We start from the raw sequence: 18274 nt of genomic DNA, 5'->3' as shown, positions 1-18274 counted from the left end.
CCCCCTACCGCAGCTTCGGGTCGAGGGCGTCGCGGACGGCGTCGCCCAGCATGATGAAGGCCAGCACCGTCAGGCTCAGGAACAGCGCCGGGAACAGCAGCGCCCACGGAGCCTCCAGGAAGCGCTCCCTGGCGTCGGCGATCATGAGCCCCCAGGAGATGTCGGGTGAGCGCAGGCCCACGCCGAGGAAGGACAGACCGGCCTCGGCGGCGATGAAGTAGCCCAGGTTGATCGTGGCGACCACGATCACCGAGGCGATCGCGTTCGGCAGGATGTGCCGGAACATGATCCTCGACGCGGAGGCGCCGAGCGCCCTCGCCGCGAGCACGTAGTCCTGGCTCTTGGCGGTGATCACCGCCGCCCTCATGATCCGGTACGTCATCGGCCAGGTCAGCACGGCCAGCGCGAGCATGACGGTCCACACGTTGCCCGTGCGGAAGACCGCCAGGATGAGCAGGGCGCCGAGGATCGACGGGATCGCGAAGAAGATCTCCGTGAGCCGGGAGAGCAGGGTGTCCAGCGCGCCGCCCCTGAATCCGGCGACGAGGCCGAGCAGGCCGCCCACGATCGCGGTGACGACGGTGGTGGCCAGGCCGACCACGATCGAGTTGCGGGCGCCGTGGATGGTGCGGGCGTAGATGTCGCAGCCGAGGTTGTCGGTGCCGAACCAGTGGGCCTCGCCCATTCCCAGCCGGGCGTCGGTCAGGTTGCAGCTCTTGGCGTCGAACGGGTTCACCGAGGTGAACAGCGAGGGGAACACCGCCATGACGACCAGGACGGCGATGAGGACGGACGCCCCGATGAAGAGCGGGCGGCGGCGCAGGTCGTACCAGGCGTCGCCCCACAGGCTCGCGGCCTTGGGCGCCTTGGCGCCCTTCGCGCCCCTCCTGGGCCTGCCGTGCTTGGGGTTCCCGGTCTGCCCTCCGGCCGGGACAAGAGTGTCACTCATAACGGATCCTCGGGTCGAGCACGGCGTAGAGCAGGTCGACGACCAGGTTGGCAAGGATGTAGATCAGCACCAGGACGGTCACGATGCCGACGACCACGGGCTGCTCGCGCAGGTGCACGGAGCTGAACAGCTGCTGGCCGATTCCCGGCAAGTTGAAGATCGTCTCGGTGATCACCGCGCCGCCCATCAACTGGCCGAGGTCGGCGCCCAGGTAGGTGACCAGCGGGATCAGCGCGTTGCGCAGCGCGTGCCGCCCGACGATCCGGTTCCGGGGCAGGCCCTTGGCCACCGCGGTGCGGATGTAGTCGGCGCGCAGGATCTCCACCAGGCTGTTCCTGGCCAGCCGGGTGAGGTAGGCGATCGACACCCCCGCGAGCACGAAGCCGGGCAGCAGGTAGCTGCGCCAGCCCTCCGTCACGCCCGCGACGGGGAAGAGGTCGATTCCGGCCTGCTTGAGCTTCACTCCCAGCAGCAGCTGGAGCACGAAGCCGGTCACCAGGATGGGGATGGAGATCAGCACCAGGGTGGAGGCGAGGATCATCGAGTCGCTGGCCCTGCCGTGGCGCAGCGCCGCGTACAGGCCGAGCCCCACGCCGATGACGGCCTCCATCACCAGGGCGGTCGCCGCCAGGTTGATGGTCACCTGGAACTTGCCGGCCAGGATCTCTCCGACTCCGACGCCGGCGAAGGTGGTACCGAAGTCGCCGCCGAGCAGGCCGGTGACGTAGTACCAGTACTGCACCAGGAACGGGTCGTTCAGGTGGTACTGCTCGCGCAGGATGGCGACGATGTTGGGGTCTACCCGCTTCTCGCCCGCCAGCGCCGCGATGGGGTCACCGGGCAGCGCGAAGACGATGGCGTAGATGAGCAGGGTGGCGCCCACCAGGACTGGTATCGACTGGATGAGGCGCCTGAGGATGTAACGGCCCATTCGTATCTCCCGTAGGTACCCGGGGTCGATCTCGCGGACCGGCGGGTCACACGGTGCCGCGAGATCGTTCCGGGCGGCCAGTGGGGCCGGGCTCCCGCCCGGCCCTCAACCGGTCGTCAGCTGGCCTTCTCGACCTCGGTCCACTCGATCTGGTTGAGAAGATTGATCTTGACGCCCTTGACGTGCTGGGAGAACGCTGCGTTCGTCCGGTAGAAGTACACCGGGATGTACGGCAGTTCCTTGATCAGGATGTCGTCGGCCTGCTGGTAGAACTTCAGGCCCTCCTCCTGCGTCGGGGCGGTGTCGCCCTTGGCCAGGAGCTCGTCGAACTCCTTGTTCGACCAGCCGGCGTAGTTGGAGCCGGTCTTGATCGCGACGGTGGAGAAGATCGGGGTCAGGTAGTTCTCCGCCGACGGGTAGTCGATCGCCCAGCCCATGCGGAACATGCCGCCGTAGGTCTTCTTGTCGAGCTCGTCGAGAATCGAGGCGAACTTCTCGAAGGGCTTGACCGTCACCTCGATGCCCAGGTTGGCGCGGAGGCTGTTCGCGACGGCCTCGATCCACTCCTTGTGCGGGCCGTCGGTGTTGTAGCCCAGCTCCAGCGTCTTGGGGCCGTTGTTCTCCGCGTACTGCGCCTTGGCCTTGTCGGGCTCGTAGCTGCAGGCCGCGCAGGCACCGGCGCGGTAGCCGTCGAGGAGGGGGTTGATGAAGTCGTCCGCCGGTGCGCGCGTGCCGGAGAAGACCTTGTCGGCGATGGTCGCGCGGTCGATGGCCATGGAGATGGCCTCGCGGACCTTCACGTTCGCGTACGTCTTGTTGTACTGCAGCGGGAAGCCGATGTAGCCGACGCCGGCGTCCGCCTCGTCCATGTAGCGCTCGCCGAGCTCCGACTTGGCACGGGCGATCGCCGACGGGGGCAGCGAGTCGTGCACGTCGAGGTTGCCCGCGGCCAGGTCGTTGAACGCGGTCTCCGGGCTCGTGTAGAGCTTGAACTGGAGCTTGGTGAACTTCGGCTTCGTCCCGGCGAACTTGTCGTACCGGGTGAGGTCGATCGTCTGGTCGGTGCCCTTGTTGTAGGGCTTGTCGATCTGGAAGTAGCCCTGGCCGATCGGCTTCTTGGCGTACTCCTCGGTGACCTTGCCGTCGGGGCCGAAGGCCGCCTTGGGCAGCGGGTAGAACGCCGTGTAGCCCAGCATCGTCTTGAACTGCGAGAACGGCTTGGCGAGGGTGACGCTGAAGGTGTTCTCGTCGACGACCTTCAGGCCCTTCATCTCCTTGGTGGAGACGGTCTGGCCCTCGCCCGGGTTCAGGTCGGCCCAGCCGTCGACCCGGCTGAAGAAGCCGTTGGCGCCCTGGGCGTTGTCCTGGTTGGCGGCGTAGTTCCACGCGTCGACGTAGTTCTGCGCGATCAGCTTCTCGCCGTTGTGCCACGTGTAGCCGGGCTTGAGCTTGATCGTCCACACCGTGTTGTCGGTCGACTCGATCGACTCGGCGACCTCGTTCACGACCTGCTTGTTCTCGTCGTAGCCGACCAGCGGGGCGAAGATGGCGGCCATGACCTCGGAGCCCTCGGACTCGGTGGTGTCACCGGGGTAGAAGAGCTTCTGCGGCTCGCCGAGCTCCATACGCACGGGCTGGTCGGCCGCGGCCGTCCCGCCATCCGAGGACGTCGAGCTGCCACACGCGGTCAGCGCGAGGGCGAGCAACGCGGTGCCGGCGGTGAGCCGCGCACCCTTAGAAACGCGCATTGCGGTAAATCCTCCCTTTGCAGGCTTACGTCGACACTGAGTCCGTGACCCGAGCACCGCGAAGGAGGATCTTGTGGTCCCTGCTTCCCGCTGTTCCGGTCCGGGTGCTGACGCCACACCGATCGATCGCGACTATTCCCTACCGCTCCACACCGACTTATATCTGTGATGTTGCAGTTCGGTCACGCATGAACCGATTCGGCGTCACATACCTGCCAACTCGACGAGGTCAAGATCCCAGATGTGTATGAAAACGACATCCAGGCACACGTAGGACATGAACGGTCACGCCAAAATACCCCCGCGGCGGCACTGCTCGCATCCGTTACCCTCCGATGACCCTGACCTGGGCCTGCGCTTACGTGATCGCCAAGGGCCCGGTCCGCCGCGGGAGAACCGCACAATTGCCCTGGAACCTACGGGCCGGAGATCCCGTCCAATGTGTGCGGCGGGACCCCGCCGCAGGCACTTCATCCACTCGCATCCAATAGAGTCCTTGCCATGAGCCAGCCGGAATCCGCGATCGCGGACGCCCAGGCGGGCGGCCCGAGTAACGGCACCCCCGAGCAGGGGCAAGAGCCGCTGGCCAAGCTCGCCGCGCGCCACGGACTTCGGCGTGCCATCGCACGCCCGAGTCTGCCCGTCTACCTGCGCCAGTTGTGGGACCGACGGCACTTCATCATGACGTACGCCACGTCGCGCAACGTCTCGAAGTACAGCAACTCGGCCCTGGGCCAGCTGTGGCAGGTCATCACGCCACTGCTCAACGCCGCCATCTACTTCCTGATGTTCGGCCTGATCCTCGGCGCGAGCAAGGGCATCGAGAACTACCCGGCCTTCCTCATCACCGGGATGTTCGTCTTCACCTACACCCAGCGCTCGGTGAGCGGCGGCGCCAGGGCGATCTCCGGCAACCTGTCGCTCATCCGCGCCCTGCACTTCCCGCGCGCCGCGCTCCCGCTCGCCTACACGATCCAGGAGTTCCAGCAGCTGCTCATCTCCATGGGCGTGCTGTTCGGGCTGGTGCTGCTCACCCAGGAGCCCATCACCCTGTACTGGCTGCTGATCCCGGTCGCCCTGGCGCTGCAGACCATGTTCAACATCGGCGCGAGCCTGGTGCTCGCCCGGTTCGGCTCCACCGCCCGCGACCTGAACCAGCTGCTCCCCTTCATCATGCGCACCTGGCTCTACGCCTCCGGCGTCTTCTTCTCCATCGAGGACAAGGTCGTGGGCCCCGGCGGCGCCGGCCTCCCCCAGTGGGTCGCCGACATCATGTACTTCAACCCGGCCGCCGCGTACATCGAGCTCATGCGGGACCTGCTCATGAATACCCATGACCCCCGGCCCTACATCTGGGCGGTCTGCGTATTCTGGGCGGTGTTCGCTCTGCTCGGCGGGTTCTGGTACTTCTGGCGAGCCGAGGAGAAGTACGGCCGTGGCTGAGTTGACCGAGGAGCTGTCCCGAGTGAAGGCCGAGGAGCCCGCCGTGCCGAGCACGGACGTCAGGGTGCATCCCAACCCGGAACCCGCCCCCGCGCCCGCCGACGAGCGCGAGGGCACACCCACGGTCATCGTGGACGACCTGCACATCATCTACCGGGTGTACGGCGCGGCCAGCGACACGGAGAAGGGCAACGCCGTCAACGCCCTCATGCGCCTCGTCAAGCGCCAGGGACGGCCGCAGATGAAGGAGGTCCACGCCGTGCGCGGCGTGTCCTTCGTGGCCCGCCACGGCGACGCCATCGGCATCGTCGGCCGCAACGGCTCCGGCAAGTCCACGCTGCTGCGCGCCATCGCCGGCCTCCTGCCCCCGCACTCCGGCGCCGTCTACACCGACGGCCAGCCCTCCCTGCTCGGCGTCAACGCCGCGCTGATGCGCGAGCTCACCGGCGAGCGCAACATCGTGCTCGGCTGTTACGCGATGGGCATGAACCCCGCGCAGGTCAAGCAGAAGTACGACGACATCGTCGACTTCTCCGGCATCGGGGAGTTCGTGCAGTTCCCCATGTCGACCTACTCCTCGGGCATGGGCGCCAGGCTCCGCTTCGCCATCGCCTCGGCCAAGTCCCACGACGTGCTGCTCATCGACGAGGCCCTGGCCACCGGTGACCGCGAGTTCCGGCGCAAGAGCCAGGACCGCATCAAGAAGATGCGCGACGAGGCCGGCACCGTCTTCCTGGTCGCCCACAACCTCGACGTGATCGAGGAGACCTGCAACCGGGTCATCTGGCTACACAAGGGCAAGATCAGGATGGACGGCGACCCGAAGACGGTCCTCGCCGCCTACAACAAGGTCTGATCGCGCCGCCCACGACACGACCCGGTCACCACGGCGTCCGGCCACCGCGGTCTCCGATCACACGGCCTCTGATCGCTACGGGGCCCGGTGGCAGGGCAGGATGAGGAGCGACCGACAAGACGCTTCCATCGGAGGTGAATCGTGTCCACGCGGCCACCGATTCCGTATGACTTCCTGCCCCAGGTCCCCGCGCTGACCGTCGAGAGCGACGACGTCCGCGACGGCGAACGCATGGCGGAGACCCACGTGTTCAACGACTGGGGCTCCACCGGCCAGAACGTCTCTCCCCATCTGCGCTGGTCCGGCGCCCCCGAGGGCACCCTCAGCTACGCCGTGACGTGCTTCGACCCCGACGCCCCCACCGGCAGCGGGTTCTGGCACTGGCTGCTGTTCGACATCCCGGCCGACGTGACCGAGCTGCCCGCCGGCGCGGGTGCCGGCGACGGCGGCGTGGGCGTGCACGGGCGCAACGACTACAGCCACAACGCCTACGGCGGCGCCGCACCGCCGCCCGGGGACCCGCACCGCTACATCTTCGCGGTGCACGCCCTCGACGTGGAGAAACTCGGCCTCGACGCCGACACCCCGCCCGCCGTGGTGGGCTTCAACATCACCGCCCACACCCTGGCTCGCGGATACGTGACGCCCGAATACCAGAACTAGCAGGGACCTCACGCACCGGGGTGGGACACGGGAGGCAATGGACTGACAGCGTGTTCGGTGTTCCGGTATGATTCGAACGTTGTTTCGATCCAAGGAAGCCGTCATGGAGTGGGGGCGCGCGATGCGAGAGCTGTCCACCGCGATCGACCACCTGTCCGTCGAGGACCCGTCAGAGATTCCGCGTCTCCAGCTGACCGAGCAGCTCATCGAGCTGCACTGGCAGATGGCCAGACTCCAGGCCGAGATCGCCCGTCGCACCTCCGTGCGGGGCCCGGGGCGCTGAGGCGGCGGGGAGACCGGCCGGCGCGCACCGGCGGTCTCCCCGCCGGCCACGACCCCTCACCGGCCTTCACCGCCGCCGTGTGCGGCCCGCGGGCCCCGGGCCACGCCGGGGATGGCGGACCGGGCCGGCAGGGGCGGATTCAGGCCGACAGTCGCTGGGGGGCGACGGTGGCGGGCTCGAAGGGGAAACGGTCGGCGAAGACCGGGCGCAGGTCGGTGAGCCACACCGCGTTCGGGTCGTACCTCGCGAAGAAGGGGCGGCCGACCAGCGCCGGATCGCGCGCCTGGATGAGGTGGAGCACGAAGACCTTCTGCCCCGCGACCTCGGCGACGCCGTCCAGGCAGACCTTGCCGGGCGTGGCGGACATCGACGGGCCCCGCACGGTGCGGCACAGCCCGGAAACGCTCGCGTAGGCGTCCCTGAAGATCTCGTAGGCCCTGGCGAGCGGCACCGCGAAGTAGTCCTGCGGGCCGGTGTCGCGCTCGACGAACATGTAGTACGGGATCATGCCCATGGTGAGCTGCCTGCGCCACATGGACGACCAGGTCGCGGGGTCGTCGTTGATCGACCGGATCAGCGGTGCCTGCGTCCTGACGACCGCGCCGGTGGCCGTGATTCCCGCGACGGCGGCCTCGACGATCGGGAGGTCCAGCTCCCGGGGATGCGAGAAGTGCGCCATGAAGGCCAGGTTCTTGCCCGCGTCGACCACCGAGGCGAACAGGCGGAGCGTGTCGTCGCTGTCGGGATCGGAGACGAACCGCTGCGGCCAGTAGGCCAGCGACTTGGTGCCGATACGGATGGACTCGAGCTGCTCGATGCCGAGCAGCGGCTCCAGATAGCGGCGGAGCACCGGCTCACCCATGATCATGGGGTCCCCGCCGGTGAGCAGCACGCTGGTCACCTCGGGGTGGTCCTTGAGATAGCGCACGAGGGAGTCGACGTCGTCGGAGGCGAACTTCAGGTCGGGCTCCCCGATGAACTGGGCCCACCGGAAGCAGTAGGTGCAGTAGGCGTGGCACGTCTGCCCCTGCTTGGGGAAGAAGAGCACCGTCTCAGGATATTTGTGCTGCATGCCGGGCACCGGCTCGGCGCCGACGCGCGGGACGTTGAGGTCGAGCTGACCGGCCGGGTGCGGGTTGAGCCTCATCCTGACCTTGTTCGCCGCCGCCTGGATCTCGGCGTTCCCCGCGCCGGCCCGCAGCAGGCCCGCCAACCTGGTGACGTCCGCCTCGGGCAGCATGTCCTCCTGGGGGAAGACCAGCCGGTAGATGGGGTCCTCCGGGACCGCGGACCAGTCGATGAGCCGGTCCACCACGTAGGCGTTGGTGCGGAAGGGCAGCACCGTCGCCACCGCTCTGATCCGCAGCCGCTCGTCGTCACCCAGGCCGCCTCTGCGCAGCAGGTCGTCGAGGTGTTTCGCGGTGTAGGCCCGGAACCCGCGCTTGGAAGCTTCGTTCAAGATCACCAATCCTATGCCTCGTTTTTTTGTGCTTGTCGCGGTAAACCTCATCCACCTCTCGTGCGTCTTGGACCACTTATATACCGGACGTAAACCCCCCTGTGACCGGTTCCATATCTCGGCGACTTCTTCACGAAACATGTGTCGCGATATATCTTGAATGGTCGTACACTCGCGGTCATGACGTCCCATGACCCCGTCCTGCGCGCCTCCGACGCCGATCGCGACCATGCGGCCGCGGTGCTGAGCGAGGCGTTCGCCGCCGGCCGCCTGACCAGCGTCGAGCACGCCGACCGGCTGGAGGCCGCCTACACCGCCGTCACGACGGACGACCTCGTCCCCCTCACCCGCGACCTGCCCGACATCACCGCGCCCGCCCGCGGGGTCGCCGCAGAGCGGCAGGAGGTCGCCGCCGTCTTCAGCAAGGTCGTGCGCGGCGGGCGCTGGATCGCCGGGCGGCACACCGCGCTGCGCGCCACCTTCGGCGCGCTGATCGTCGACCTCTCCGACGCGGTGCTGCCGGGCCGGGAGATCACCCTTGAGGTCAACTCCTACTGCGGCAAGCTGATCGTCAGGGTCCCCCACAACGCCCACGTCATCGACGAGGTCGGCGCGCTGTTCGCCAAGCGCAGCGTCTCCGGCGGCGCGGGCGACGGCGACGGCCCGGTCATCAGGGTCGTCGGCCGGGCCACCTTCGGCAAGATCATCGTCTCGCGGGAGAGAAGCGACTGGAATCTCCCCGGCACTCCCTGATCGGCCCCACGGAACGATCCGGTCCTGAGCCCGCCTACGATGCGGACAAACCATCCCGCACGAGGTGACCGCTTGCCTGAGACCGACGCTCCCGGCGCCATGCCGATCGCCCTGGACGCGATGGGCGGCGACAACGCCCCCGACGAGATCGTGGCGGGAGCCGTGCGGGCGGTACGAGAGCACGGGATCTCCGTCGTGCTCGTCGGTGCCCCCCGCCCCCTGTCCGAGGCGCTCTCCCGGCACGACGCGACCACCGAGATCCCGATCGTCCGCGCCGAGGAGGCCCTGGCCATGGACGAGGGCGCCCTCGCCAGCCTGCGCCGGCCGCGTTCCAGCATCGCCGTCGCCTGCCACCTCGTACGCCGGGGCGACGCCTGCGCCGTGGTCTCCGCCGGTTCCACCGCCGGGATCGTGGCCACCGGAAAGCTCAGGCTCCGCGGCCAGCCGGGAGTTCTCAGGCCCGCCATCGCCGTCGCCCTGCCGACCAGGCCCACCCCGACCGTCCTGCTGGACGCCGGGGCGAACGCCGAGGTCAAGCCGGAGATGCTGGTGCAGTTCGCCCACCTCGGCGCCGCCTACGCGGAGACCGCCCTGGGCGTCGAGAAGCCCAGGATCGGACTGCTGACCATCGGCAGCGAGCCCGAGAAGGGCAACAAGCTCGTCAAGCGGGCCCACGAGCTGCTGTCGGCCGCCCCGGGGCTCGACTTCGCGGGCAACATCGAGGGCCACGACCTGCTCACCCGTACCGTGGACGTCATCGTCGCCGACGGCTTCACCGGCAACGTGGCGCTCAAGACCATGGAGGGCAGCGTCCGCTACGCCTTCGCCGAGCTCCGCGAGACGATCAACGAGAGCCGGACGGCCAGGGTGGGCGGGCTGCTGCAGAAGAGGCGCATCAGGGAGCTCTACCGGCGGCTCGACCCCGAGGTCCACGGCGGGGCCGTGCTGCTCGGCCTGAACGGCACCGTGGTCATCGCGCACGGCGCCTCGCACGCCAAGGGGGTGAGCTCCGCCTGCGTGCTCGCGGCCAGACTGGCCCAGGAGGGCGTGGTGAACCGCATCGGCGAGCGCCTCGCCGCCGCCCCCCGCCCGCACCGCCTCTGGTGACACCTCGCGCACGGCCCACCCACCTGCGGTGATATTTCCGGCGTATCGGATGGCACCTCCCATCGCGTTCTCCGGCCCCGCGTACCCTGAGTCCCAGTCGATCGGCGGGGGGCCGTGTGGAGCAGGTGGCGGAACGAGGGCTGACCGCGGCCGAGGTCGCCGAGCGCGTGGCCGCCGGGCAGGTCAACGACGTCAGGCGCCGGTCGAGCAGGTCGGTCTCGGCGATCGTCAGGGCCAACGTCCTCACCCTTTTCAACGGGGTGATCGGCGCGCTCTGGGTGCTGATCATGATCTTCGGGGAGTGGCAGGACGGGCTCTTCGGACTGGTGATCGTGGCCAACGCGGGCATCGGCATCGTCCAGGAGCTCCGCGCCAAGCGCACCCTCGACCGGCTCGCCATCGTCAACGAGTCCCCGGTCAGGGTCCGCAGGGACGGCTCCGACACCGAGATCCCACCCCGGCAGGTCGTGCTCGGCGATCTCGTCCTGCTCTCCCCCGGCGAACAGTTGCTGGTCGACGGCGAGATGGTGGACGCCGACGGCCTGGAGGCGGACGAGTCGCTGCTGACCGGCGAGGCCGACCCGGTGCACAAGCGTCCCGGCGACGAGGTCCTGTCCGGCAGCTTCGTGGTCGCCGGAAGAGGCTCCTATGTCGCGACCAGGGTCGGCCGCGACGCCTACGCGGCCAGGCTCGCCGAGGAGGCCAGCGCGTTCAGCCTGTCCCACTCGGAGCTGCGCGAAGGCGTCACGCGGTTCATCAAGTACGTGACCTGGCTGGTCATCCCGATCGGCGCCCTGCTCACCTGGAGCCAGGTCAGCAGGCAGACGAGCGTCGGCGAGGCCGTCACCGGCACGGTCGCGGGCATCGTCACCATGATCCCCGAAGGCCTGGTCCTGATGACCAGCATCGCCTTCGCCGTCGGCGTGATCCGGCTGGGCAGGCGCCACTGCCTGGTCCAGGAACTGCCCGCGATCGAGATCCTGGCCCGGGTCGACACGCTCTGCCTCGACAAGACCGGCACCCTCACCTCGGGCGGCATGGAGCTCGACGAGGTCCGCCCGCTCCGCGACGACCTGCCCGTCCACGAGGCCCTGGCCGCGCTGGCCAACCTCGATCCCGACCCCAACCCCACCGCCCGCGCCGTCCAGGCCCGCTACCCCGACTCGCCCGGCTGGACCGCCATCGCGAAGGTCCCTTTCTCCTCGGCCCGCAAATGGAGCGGCGCCGGGTTCGACGACCACGGCGGCTGGGTCCTGGGCGCCCCCGACGTCCTCCTGCCGCCCGGCACCCCCGCGTACGACGACGCCTGGGCGCTCGCCGCCACCGGCCTGCGGGTGCTCGCCCTGTGCCGGGTCGCCTCGCTGCGCGACCCCGACGACCTCGGCGCCGTCGAGGCCGCGGCCATCGTCGTGCTCAGACAGCGGATCCGCCCCGACGCGGCCGAGACCCTCGCCTACTTCGCCGGGCAGCGCGTCACCGTCAAGGTCATCTCCGGCGACAACCCCGAGTCGGTGTCGGCCATCGCCACCTCCCTGGGCATCCCCGGCGGGGAGCGCGCGGTGGACGCCCGCACCCTGCCGGAGGACGACCCGGAGAAGCTCGCCGAGATCATGGAGGCCAACACCGTCTTCGGCCGGGTCAGCCCGCACCAGAAGCGATTGTTCGTCGGCGCGCTCCAGTCGCGCGGGCACACGGTCGCCATGACCGGCGACGGCGTGAACGACGTGCTCGCGCTCAAGGACGCCGACCTCGGCGTGGCGATGGGCTCCGGCAGCGGCGCCACCCGGGCGGTCGCCCAGATCGTGCTGATGGACGACGGCTTCGCCGGCCTGCCCTCCGTGGTGGGCGAGGGCCGCCGGGTGCTCGCCAACATCGAGCGGGTCGCCGGGCTCTTCCTGACCAAGACCTTCTACGCGATCGTGCTCTCCCTGCTCACCGGGGTCATCGGGCTCGCGTTCCCGTTCGCTCCCCGTCACTCCACGCTGGTCAACGCCCTGACGATCGGCATCCCCGCCTTCTTCCTCGCGCTCGCGCCGAGCAACGAGCGCGCCAGGAGCGGCTTCGTGCCCCGCGTGCTGCGCCTGGCGGTCCCCGCCGGGATCGTCTGCGCCGCCGCCGTCTACCTGTCGTACTGGATCGCCCAGAGCGGGTCCGCCACCCTGGAGGAGAGCCGCACCTCCGCGGTGATCACGCTGTTCGTGGCGGCCTGGTGGGTGCTGGTCCTGGTCGCCCGCCCGTACGTCTGGTGGCGGGTGGTGCTCGTGGCCTCCATGGCCGGACTGTTCGCGCTGGCCCTCGCCGTCCCGTTCGCCCGCGAGTTCTTCGCGCTCACCCTCGGCGGCCCCGCCGCCGGTCTCACCGCGACCGGGCTCGGCGTCGCCGCCGGGGTCGTGCTGACGGGCGTCTTCATGATCGTGCGATCCCGCCGTACGGAGCCGATCCCGGGCGATATCCAATCGGTTCAGGACCGGCCAGCCGATACCCTTGGAGCATGACCGACCCGCAGCTCGCACTGACCGAGCGCGTCCAGCAGGCGCTGGCCGCCGCCTTCGGTGCGGAGTACTCCGACGCAGACCCGCTGATCCGCCCCTCGCAGTTCGCCGACTACCAGGCGAACGTCGCGATGAGCCTGAGCAAGCGACTGCCGGGAACCCCGCGGGAGGTCGCCCAGGAGATCGCCGAGCACCTCACCGGGCGGGCCGGAGACGCCCAGGACGACCCGTTCCCCGGCACCGTCGAGGTCAGCGGCCCCGGCTTCCTCAACCTGACCCTCTCCGACGAGTGGATCGCGGCCGGCGCCTCCGAGATCCTGGCCGACCCGCGCACCGGCGTGAGCCTGTCCACCTCGCCGCAGACCGTCGTGATCGACTACTCCGCGCCCAACGCGGCCAAGGAGATGCACGTCGGCCACCTGCGCACGACGATCGTGGGTGACGCGCTCGCCAGGGTCCACGAGCACCTGGGCCACAAGGTCATCCGGCAGAACCACCTCGGCGACTGGGGCACGCCGTTCGGCATGCTCATCGAGCACCTGCTCGACATCGGCGAGGAGGCCGCCGTCGCCCAGCTGGAGGCCGGCGAGGGCAACGCCTACTACCAGGCCGCCCGCCTGAAGTTCGACACCGACCCCGAGTTCAACAAGCGCGCCCGCAGCCGGGTCGTCACCCTGCAGGCCGAAGAGCCCGAGACGATGCGCCTGTGGCACATCTTCATGGACGCCACGGTCCGTTACTTCAACAAGGTCTACGTCCAGCTCGGTGTGACGCTGACCAACGACGACATCGCCGGCGAGAGCATGTACAACCACGTGCTCGCCCAGGTCTGCGACGAGCTGCAGGAGCGCGGCATCGCCGTCCTCAGCGACGGCGCGCTCTGCGTCTTCCCGCCCGGCTACACCGGCCGCGAGGGCCAGCCGCTGCCCCTGATGATCCGCAAGAGTGACGGCGGCTACGGCTACGGCACCACCGACATGGCCACGATCCGCTACCGGGTCCAGGATCTCAAGGCCGACCGCATCCTCTACGTGATCGGCGCGACCCAGTCGCTGCACATGTCGATGGTGTTCGACTCGGCCAGGCTGGCGGGCTGGCTGCCCGACCACGTCAGGGCCGAGCACATCCAGATCGGCAGCGTGCTGGGCTCCGACGGCAAGATGTTCAAGACCAGGAGCGGGAAGTCCATCAAGCTCGTCGAGCTGCTCGACGAGGCCGAGACCCGGGCCGCCGAGGTGCTCAGGACCAGCGACTACACCGACGCCGAGCGCACGGAGATCGCGCACGCCGTCGGCATGGGCGCGGTCAAGTACGCCGACCTGTCGGTCAGCCACGACAGCGAGTACGTCTTCGACTTCGACCGCATGCTCGCCCTCACCGGCAACACCGGCCCCTACCTGCAGTACGCCCAGGCCCGCATCCGTTCCATCTTCCGCAAGGGCGGGGTGACCCCGGCCGAGACGACCGGCCCGATCGTGCTGGGACACCCGGCCGAGCGCGCCCTGGCGCTGCAACTCCTCGGGTTCGGCTCGGTCGTCGAGGAGATGGCGGAGAACTCGGCGCCGCACAAGATGGCCTCCTACCTCTTCGACACCGCGAGCGCCTTCACCACGTTCTTCGAGAACTGCCCGGTGCTGAAGGACGACGTCGACGCGGCCACTCGCGCCTCGCGGCTCGCCCTGTGCGCGCTGACCCTGAAGGTTCTGGAGACCGGCCTGAGCCTTCTCGGCGTCCCGGCACCCGAGCGCATGTAACCTGTCCACCAGATGATCGTCTTTATTGCGAAAATGAAGGCGATCGTCTGGCAAAGTCATGTTCGGCGCGCCTCCCTGCGGGGATGTCCGAAGCGCAATACGCTGGCGCGGTCATCGGTCACAACTTCGGGGAGCTCTCTGCCTTGAGCACGGACCTGACCGCGAACGTGAGCACGGACACCGCGAACCTGAGCACCGGCTTGACCGCGGACCTGGGCACGAGCGTGAGCACCGACCTGGCCGCGGCGTTGGAGGCGGATCTGGCCGCAGTGGACGCGGATCCGGCCGCGGACGTGGACACCGCCCCGACCACGGGCACCAACACCGCAGGCACCAACACCGCGGGCACGGACACCGCGATCTCGAACACTTCGGTCTCGCGCATCGACGCCCCACACGCCGATGCCTCATCTGCCGAGACAGAACTGCGCCGCTGTGCCGACGCGTTCCTCACCGACCTGGCCACCGGCATCGTCCCCACCGGCATACCGGCGGGCTTCGAAGACACGTCCGGCCACTGGCTGGCTCCGGCCGTCGAGGCGCTCGTGCTGCTCATGCGCGGCGAGGAGTCGCTCGAACCCCTCGCCCGCGCCGCGCAGCGTGACGAGCAGCGGACCGCGCTCTTCCTCTGCCTCGCCCTCGCCGTGGCCGGCCAGGGCGACCGCATCCACGCCTCATGGCTCGGCACCGCCTTCGGGGAGCTGTCCCTGGACCGCCCGGTGACCCACGGCCAGCGGGCGCTCTGGCTCGCCGCCGCCCGCGGGGCGTACGGCCCGGCTGGCAAGATCTTCGTTCTCCGCAAGCTCGACGCGGTGGCCGCCTCTCCAGCGTCCGAGCCCGACCGGTGGCTGCGCGCGCTGATCCCCGACGAACCCTCCGCCGCCGTGTCACCGGCCCTGGCCGGGTTCGCGGAGCTCGCCGAACTCCCCGAGCTGGCCGCCCCCGTACACGCCGCCGCCCGTCTGGCCCACCTGCTCGACCGCTGCGCCGAGATCACCTCGGCCCGCGAGAGCAGGGGAGGCGATGGCGCCACCGCAGGAAAGACCGATTCCGTGAGCGGTTCCACGGTCCGGGCGGCCGATGGCGCGGCCGATGAGGCGCGCGACCGTACGGAGGGAACGGCCGGTGACCTGAACGGCCTCGCGCTCGTCACCGCCGCGCAGGCGGGCCGTTCCGGCGAGGCGGCCGTCGTGTGGAGCGAGGACGAACCGCTGACCGTTCTCCGCCAGCTGACGGGTTCCGGCATCCACGAGCGGCCGATGAGGCCGCTCACCGGCCACCTGCTCGGCGACCTGCGCCCCGGCTCCCACCCCTACCTGGCCGCGATCGCGTTGCACGTGGCCGCGCCCATCGTACGGGCCGCGGCCGAGACCCTCGCCGAGGCCACCCGGGCCGAGGCCCCCGAGTCGGTCACCATGCCGATCCTCGGCCACCAGGTGACGCTCAGACCCGAGGGCCCGGATCCCGAGTCGATGGGTGCCGCCGAGGAGCGGATCGCCACCGAAGGAGCTCCGGCTCGTGGCCGTCCCTGGGCGGCCTACGTACTGCTCGCCCTGGCCCCGGTGATCCTGGTGGTCGCGCTCGTCCTTCCCGTCCTTCCTCTCGCGCCGCTCGCACTCCTGCCCGTCACGGGAGGCGCCTACAGGCTGTGGCGCAGGCGTCAGCGTGAGCGAGCGGACGCCGAGTACGTCATCACCCAGCTCGCCGAGCTCAGGGAGCTCGCCCAGGGCGCGGTGTGGGCACTGCACGAGTACGCCCACGAGTCGGAGGGCCGGATCAAGACGGCGACCTCCGACCTGGCCGAGCTCACCCGCCTGCTCCGCCGGGGCCCCCGAGCGGGCTGACCGGTCACCACAGGCGCACCACCCGCCTCACGCCGTCCACGGGTCCGTGGTGTGCCCGCCGCGCGGCTCACAGTGCCGGCGCGTACCCCGGTACCCCGAGAGCGTTACGCGTATCAGTTACGCGTATCACCGGGAGCGTTATGGCATCCACGGGGCGAGAACGACGTACGGGATAACGACATACGGGGTCTCGCCCTCGGTACGCGCCACCGGGGCGTCACGAACCCGCGGCGCGAGGTCAACATGCTTCCCACCGCACGGCCTCGCCATCGGTACGCGGTCTTCCCATCGGACACGCCGCCTCGCCGGTGCACGGCCTCGCCATCGGTGCGCGGTCCTTCGCCGAGGCCGGCCTCGCACCCGTACGGATCCGATCGCTCAGGACCCGTACCGGCGAGGCCGCGCCAGGCGTCAACCGTTGGTGATCTCCACCTCTGCGGGGGCCAGCAGGAAGACCTTCTCCGCGATCCGCTCGATGCGCCCCTCGCAGCCGTACGCCAGCCCTGCGACGAAGTCGACCATGCGGGTGGCCTCGGCGGTGCTCATCCCGCTGACATCCATGATGACGGTCTGACCGTCGCGGAAGTGCTGCCCGATGACCGGTGCGTCGTTGTACTTCATCGGTGTCAGCATCACGATCCGCGAAGGCTCGTTCATCGCGCGCCAGCGCTTGGCCGCGCGCTCCGAGGCAGACTGCCAGTCTTCCTCTTCGCCCTCGACCTCGTCCTCGTAGTCGTAGGACTCGTCATAATGCTCGGCCCCGCCCAGGCCAAGGTAGCTCGCCACCTTGCGCACTGCCCCCATCGGCTCGTCCTTTCGCCAGGACCACGCCGTACCCGGCCTGTCCCTACATCTTGGACGGTAACCGACGACAAGAAGTTCGCCATGCGACACGCCCAGCGCTTATTTCCACTTTGTACGGCTACCGCACTGGTTTGCCTGATCCCCGACTTTGCCTGATCTCCTGACCCAACTTCAACCGATATCTCCGGCGCCGCTAGCATCGCGTCATGCTCGTCTACACGGTCGATTCGTTTACCGATGAATTTTTCAAGGGTAACCCCGCCGGGGTCTGCGTACTCGGCAATCCGGTCCCTGACACCTGGATGCAGTCCGTGGCGGCGGAGATGAGGCACTCCGAGACAGCCTTCCTGCTCGGAGCGGAGGACGGCGGACCGTACCCGCTCCGTTGGTTCACGCCGGTGACCGAGGTGGCCCTGTGCGGGCATGCGACCCTGGCCGCGGCGCATGTGCTGTATTCCACGGGAACGGTCCCAGAAACCCTCGAATTCTCAACGAAGAGCGGAATCCTGTCCGTGACCAGGGATAAATACGACTTAATCAGCATGGATTTCCCAGCAAAAGTACTCCAAGCGACGACCCCTCCAGAGGGACTGATCGGTGCGCTCGGAGTTAAACCTGTTTGGACAGGAAAAAATGTTTGGGATTACCTCGTGGAGGTCGAGTCCGAGGACGCCGTGCTCGCCACGGTTCCTGACTTCCGCGCCCTGGAGGCCGTCGACGCGCGAGGAGTCATCGTGACGGCCCGGGCCTCGCGCCCCGGCGCCGACTACGTGTCCCGCTTCTTCGCCCCCAGGGTCGGAGTCCCTGAGGATCCGGTCACGGGCTCCGCCCACTGCGCGCTCGCGCCGTACTGGTCGGCCAAACTCGGCTCCGACAGGCTGGTGGGCGCCCAGCTGTCACAGCGCGGGGGCGTGGTCCGCACGACTGTACGGGGCGACCGGGTCGAACTCGCGGGAAACGCGGTGACCGTTCTTTCCGGCGAGCTTCACGTCTAGGGTTTCGTGTCCTGGGTGTCGTGGCTCCGGTCGACCCGGTGACCGCCGTTCCCACACAACCCCCAACACCCTTTAACGCGAAAAGGGCCCCCACCTGTGGTGGAGGCCCTTCCCTCTTGAAATCGTGAAAGCCTGAGGGCCTCCACCGAACGGTGGAGGCCCTCAAAAGATTGTCCGGCGGTGACCTACTCTC

15 protein-coding genes are annotated in these 18274 nt (G+C 69.0%); 10 read left to right on the top strand and 5 right to left on the bottom strand.

The features are described from left to right. Positions 1-4: 4 nt before the first annotated feature. The 3 genes from AB0F88_RS43890 to AB0F88_RS43880 form a co-directional block, all read right to left on the bottom strand. Positions 5-949 (bottom strand): ABC transporter permease, encoded by a 945-nt coding sequence (locus tag AB0F88_RS43890; protein WP_362698494.1) that lies wholly within the window; start codon positions 947-949, stop codon positions 5-7. Next, positions 942-1880 carry an ABC transporter permease gene (locus tag AB0F88_RS43885; RefSeq protein WP_362698491.1) on the bottom strand — a complete coding sequence of 313 codons (939 nt, stop codon included), beginning with the start codon at positions 1878-1880 and terminating at the stop codon, positions 942-944. Before AB0F88_RS43885 ends, AB0F88_RS43890 begins: the two co-directional genes overlap by 8 nt. A 116-nt stretch (positions 1881-1996) precedes the next feature. Further along, entirely contained in the window at positions 1997-3628 is a 1632-nt protein-coding gene (locus AB0F88_RS43880) for an ABC transporter substrate-binding protein (RefSeq protein WP_362698488.1), read from the bottom strand. 501 nt (positions 3629-4129) lie between these two features. On the opposite strand from AB0F88_RS43880, the gene AB0F88_RS43875 reads away from it, so the two are divergent. The 4 genes from AB0F88_RS43875 to AB0F88_RS43860 all read left to right on the top strand — a co-directional run bounded on the left by AB0F88_RS43875 (position 4130) and on the right by AB0F88_RS43860 (position 6873). Then, on the top strand, positions 4130-5071 hold the full coding sequence (locus tag AB0F88_RS43875; protein ID WP_362698485.1) for an ABC transporter permease: 942 nt from the start codon (positions 4130-4132) through the stop codon (positions 5069-5071). After that, the gene (locus AB0F88_RS43870; protein ID WP_362698482.1) at positions 5064-5927 is read left to right on the top strand and encodes an ABC transporter ATP-binding protein; all 864 of its coding nucleotides are present in this window, start codon (positions 5064-5066) and stop codon (positions 5925-5927) included. The genes AB0F88_RS43875 and AB0F88_RS43870 overlap by 8 nt, the downstream gene beginning before the upstream one ends. A gap of 141 nt (positions 5928-6068) precedes the next feature. After that, complete coding sequence (locus tag AB0F88_RS43865) at positions 6069-6590, top strand: YbhB/YbcL family Raf kinase inhibitor-like protein (protein WP_362698479.1); 522 nt, start codon at positions 6069-6071, stop codon at positions 6588-6590. 103 nt (positions 6591-6693) lie between these two features. Further along, positions 6694-6873 carry a hypothetical protein gene (locus tag AB0F88_RS43860; RefSeq protein ID WP_329086969.1) on the top strand — a complete coding sequence of 60 codons (180 nt, stop codon included), beginning with the start codon at positions 6694-6696 and terminating at the stop codon, positions 6871-6873. A 139-nt stretch (positions 6874-7012) separates the two neighbouring features. Here the strand turns inward: AB0F88_RS43860 and AB0F88_RS43855 are convergent, their stop codons facing one another. Beyond that, entirely contained in the window at positions 7013-8338 is a 1326-nt protein-coding gene (locus AB0F88_RS43855; RefSeq protein ID WP_362698476.1) for a lysine 2,3-aminomutase, read from the bottom strand. A gap of 174 nt (positions 8339-8512) precedes the next feature. Here AB0F88_RS43855 and AB0F88_RS43850 point away from each other — a divergent pair, with 174 nt between their 5' ends. From AB0F88_RS43850 to AB0F88_RS43830, 5 genes are all read left to right on the top strand, one after another. Beyond that, entirely contained in the window at positions 8513-9085 is a 573-nt protein-coding gene (locus tag AB0F88_RS43850; protein ID WP_362698474.1) for a DUF1707 domain-containing protein, read from the top strand. 99 nt (positions 9086-9184) lie between these two features. Further along, on the top strand, positions 9185-10192 hold the full coding sequence (gene plsX, locus AB0F88_RS43845) for a phosphate acyltransferase PlsX (RefSeq protein WP_362698528.1): 1008 nt from the start codon (positions 9185-9187) through the stop codon (positions 10190-10192). Positions 10193-10308: 116 nt separating this feature from the next. Beyond that, the gene (locus AB0F88_RS43840) at positions 10309-12687 is read left to right on the top strand and encodes an HAD-IC family P-type ATPase (protein WP_362698471.1); all 2379 of its coding nucleotides are present in this window, start codon (positions 10309-10311) and stop codon (positions 12685-12687) included. After that, positions 12684-14438, top strand: a complete 1755-nt coding sequence (gene argS, locus AB0F88_RS43835; RefSeq protein WP_362698468.1) for an arginine--tRNA ligase — start codon at positions 12684-12686, stop codon at positions 14436-14438. The genes AB0F88_RS43840 and argS overlap by 4 nt, the downstream gene beginning before the upstream one ends. 143 nt (positions 14439-14581) lie before the next feature. Beyond that, complete coding sequence (locus tag AB0F88_RS43830) at positions 14582-16282, top strand: hypothetical protein (protein WP_362698465.1); 1701 nt, start codon at positions 14582-14584, stop codon at positions 16280-16282. Positions 16283-16693: 411 nt separating this feature from the next. Here AB0F88_RS43830 and AB0F88_RS43825 read toward each other — a convergent pair whose 3' ends face one another. After that, the gene (locus AB0F88_RS43825; protein WP_329086981.1) at positions 16694-17086 is read right to left on the bottom strand and encodes a cell division protein SepF; all 393 of its coding nucleotides are present in this window, start codon (positions 17084-17086) and stop codon (positions 16694-16696) included. A gap of 206 nt (positions 17087-17292) precedes the next feature. Between AB0F88_RS43825 and AB0F88_RS43820 the strand changes: the two genes are divergently transcribed. Next, positions 17293-18081 (top strand): PhzF family phenazine biosynthesis protein, encoded by a 789-nt coding sequence (locus AB0F88_RS43820; RefSeq protein ID WP_362698462.1) that lies wholly within the window; start codon positions 17293-17295, stop codon positions 18079-18081. Positions 18082-18274: the final 193 nt, after the last annotated feature.

It is taken from the genome of Streptosporangium sp. NPDC023963, assembly GCF_040639135.1.
Taxonomy (GTDB): domain Bacteria; phylum Actinomycetota; class Actinomycetes; order Streptosporangiales; family Streptosporangiaceae; genus Streptosporangium.
The sequence above is the reverse complement of the archived record's forward strand: the minus strand, read 5'-3'. Positions and strand labels throughout refer to the sequence as shown.

Coding starts and splice junctions, on each gene's coding strand:
- AB0F88_RS43860 (WP_329086969.1), top strand. CDS start 6,694: ATGGAGTGGGGGCGCGCGATGCGAGAGCTGTCCACCGCGATCGACCAC.
- AB0F88_RS43875 (WP_362698485.1), top strand. CDS start 4,130: ATGAGCCAGCCGGAATCCGCGATCGCGGACGCCCAGGCGGGCGGCCCG.
- AB0F88_RS43825 (WP_329086981.1), bottom strand. CDS start 17,086: ATGGGGGCAGTGCGCAAGGTGGCGAGCTACCTTGGCCTGGGCGGGGCC.
- AB0F88_RS43885 (WP_362698491.1), bottom strand. CDS start 1,880: ATGGGCCGTTACATCCTCAGGCGCCTCATCCAGTCGATACCAGTCCTG.
- AB0F88_RS43880 (WP_362698488.1), bottom strand. CDS start 3,628: ATGCGCGTTTCTAAGGGTGCGCGGCTCACCGCCGGCACCGCGTTGCTC.
- AB0F88_RS43850 (WP_362698474.1), top strand. CDS start 8,513: ATGACGTCCCATGACCCCGTCCTGCGCGCCTCCGACGCCGATCGCGAC.
- AB0F88_RS43890 (WP_362698494.1), bottom strand. CDS start 949: ATGAGTGACACTCTTGTCCCGGCCGGAGGGCAGACCGGGAACCCCAAG.
- argS (WP_362698468.1), top strand. CDS start 12,684: ATGACCGACCCGCAGCTCGCACTGACCGAGCGCGTCCAGCAGGCGCTG.
- plsX (WP_362698528.1), top strand. CDS start 9,185: ATGCCGATCGCCCTGGACGCGATGGGCGGCGACAACGCCCCCGACGAG.
- AB0F88_RS43820 (WP_362698462.1), top strand. CDS start 17,293: ATGCTCGTCTACACGGTCGATTCGTTTACCGATGAATTTTTCAAGGGT.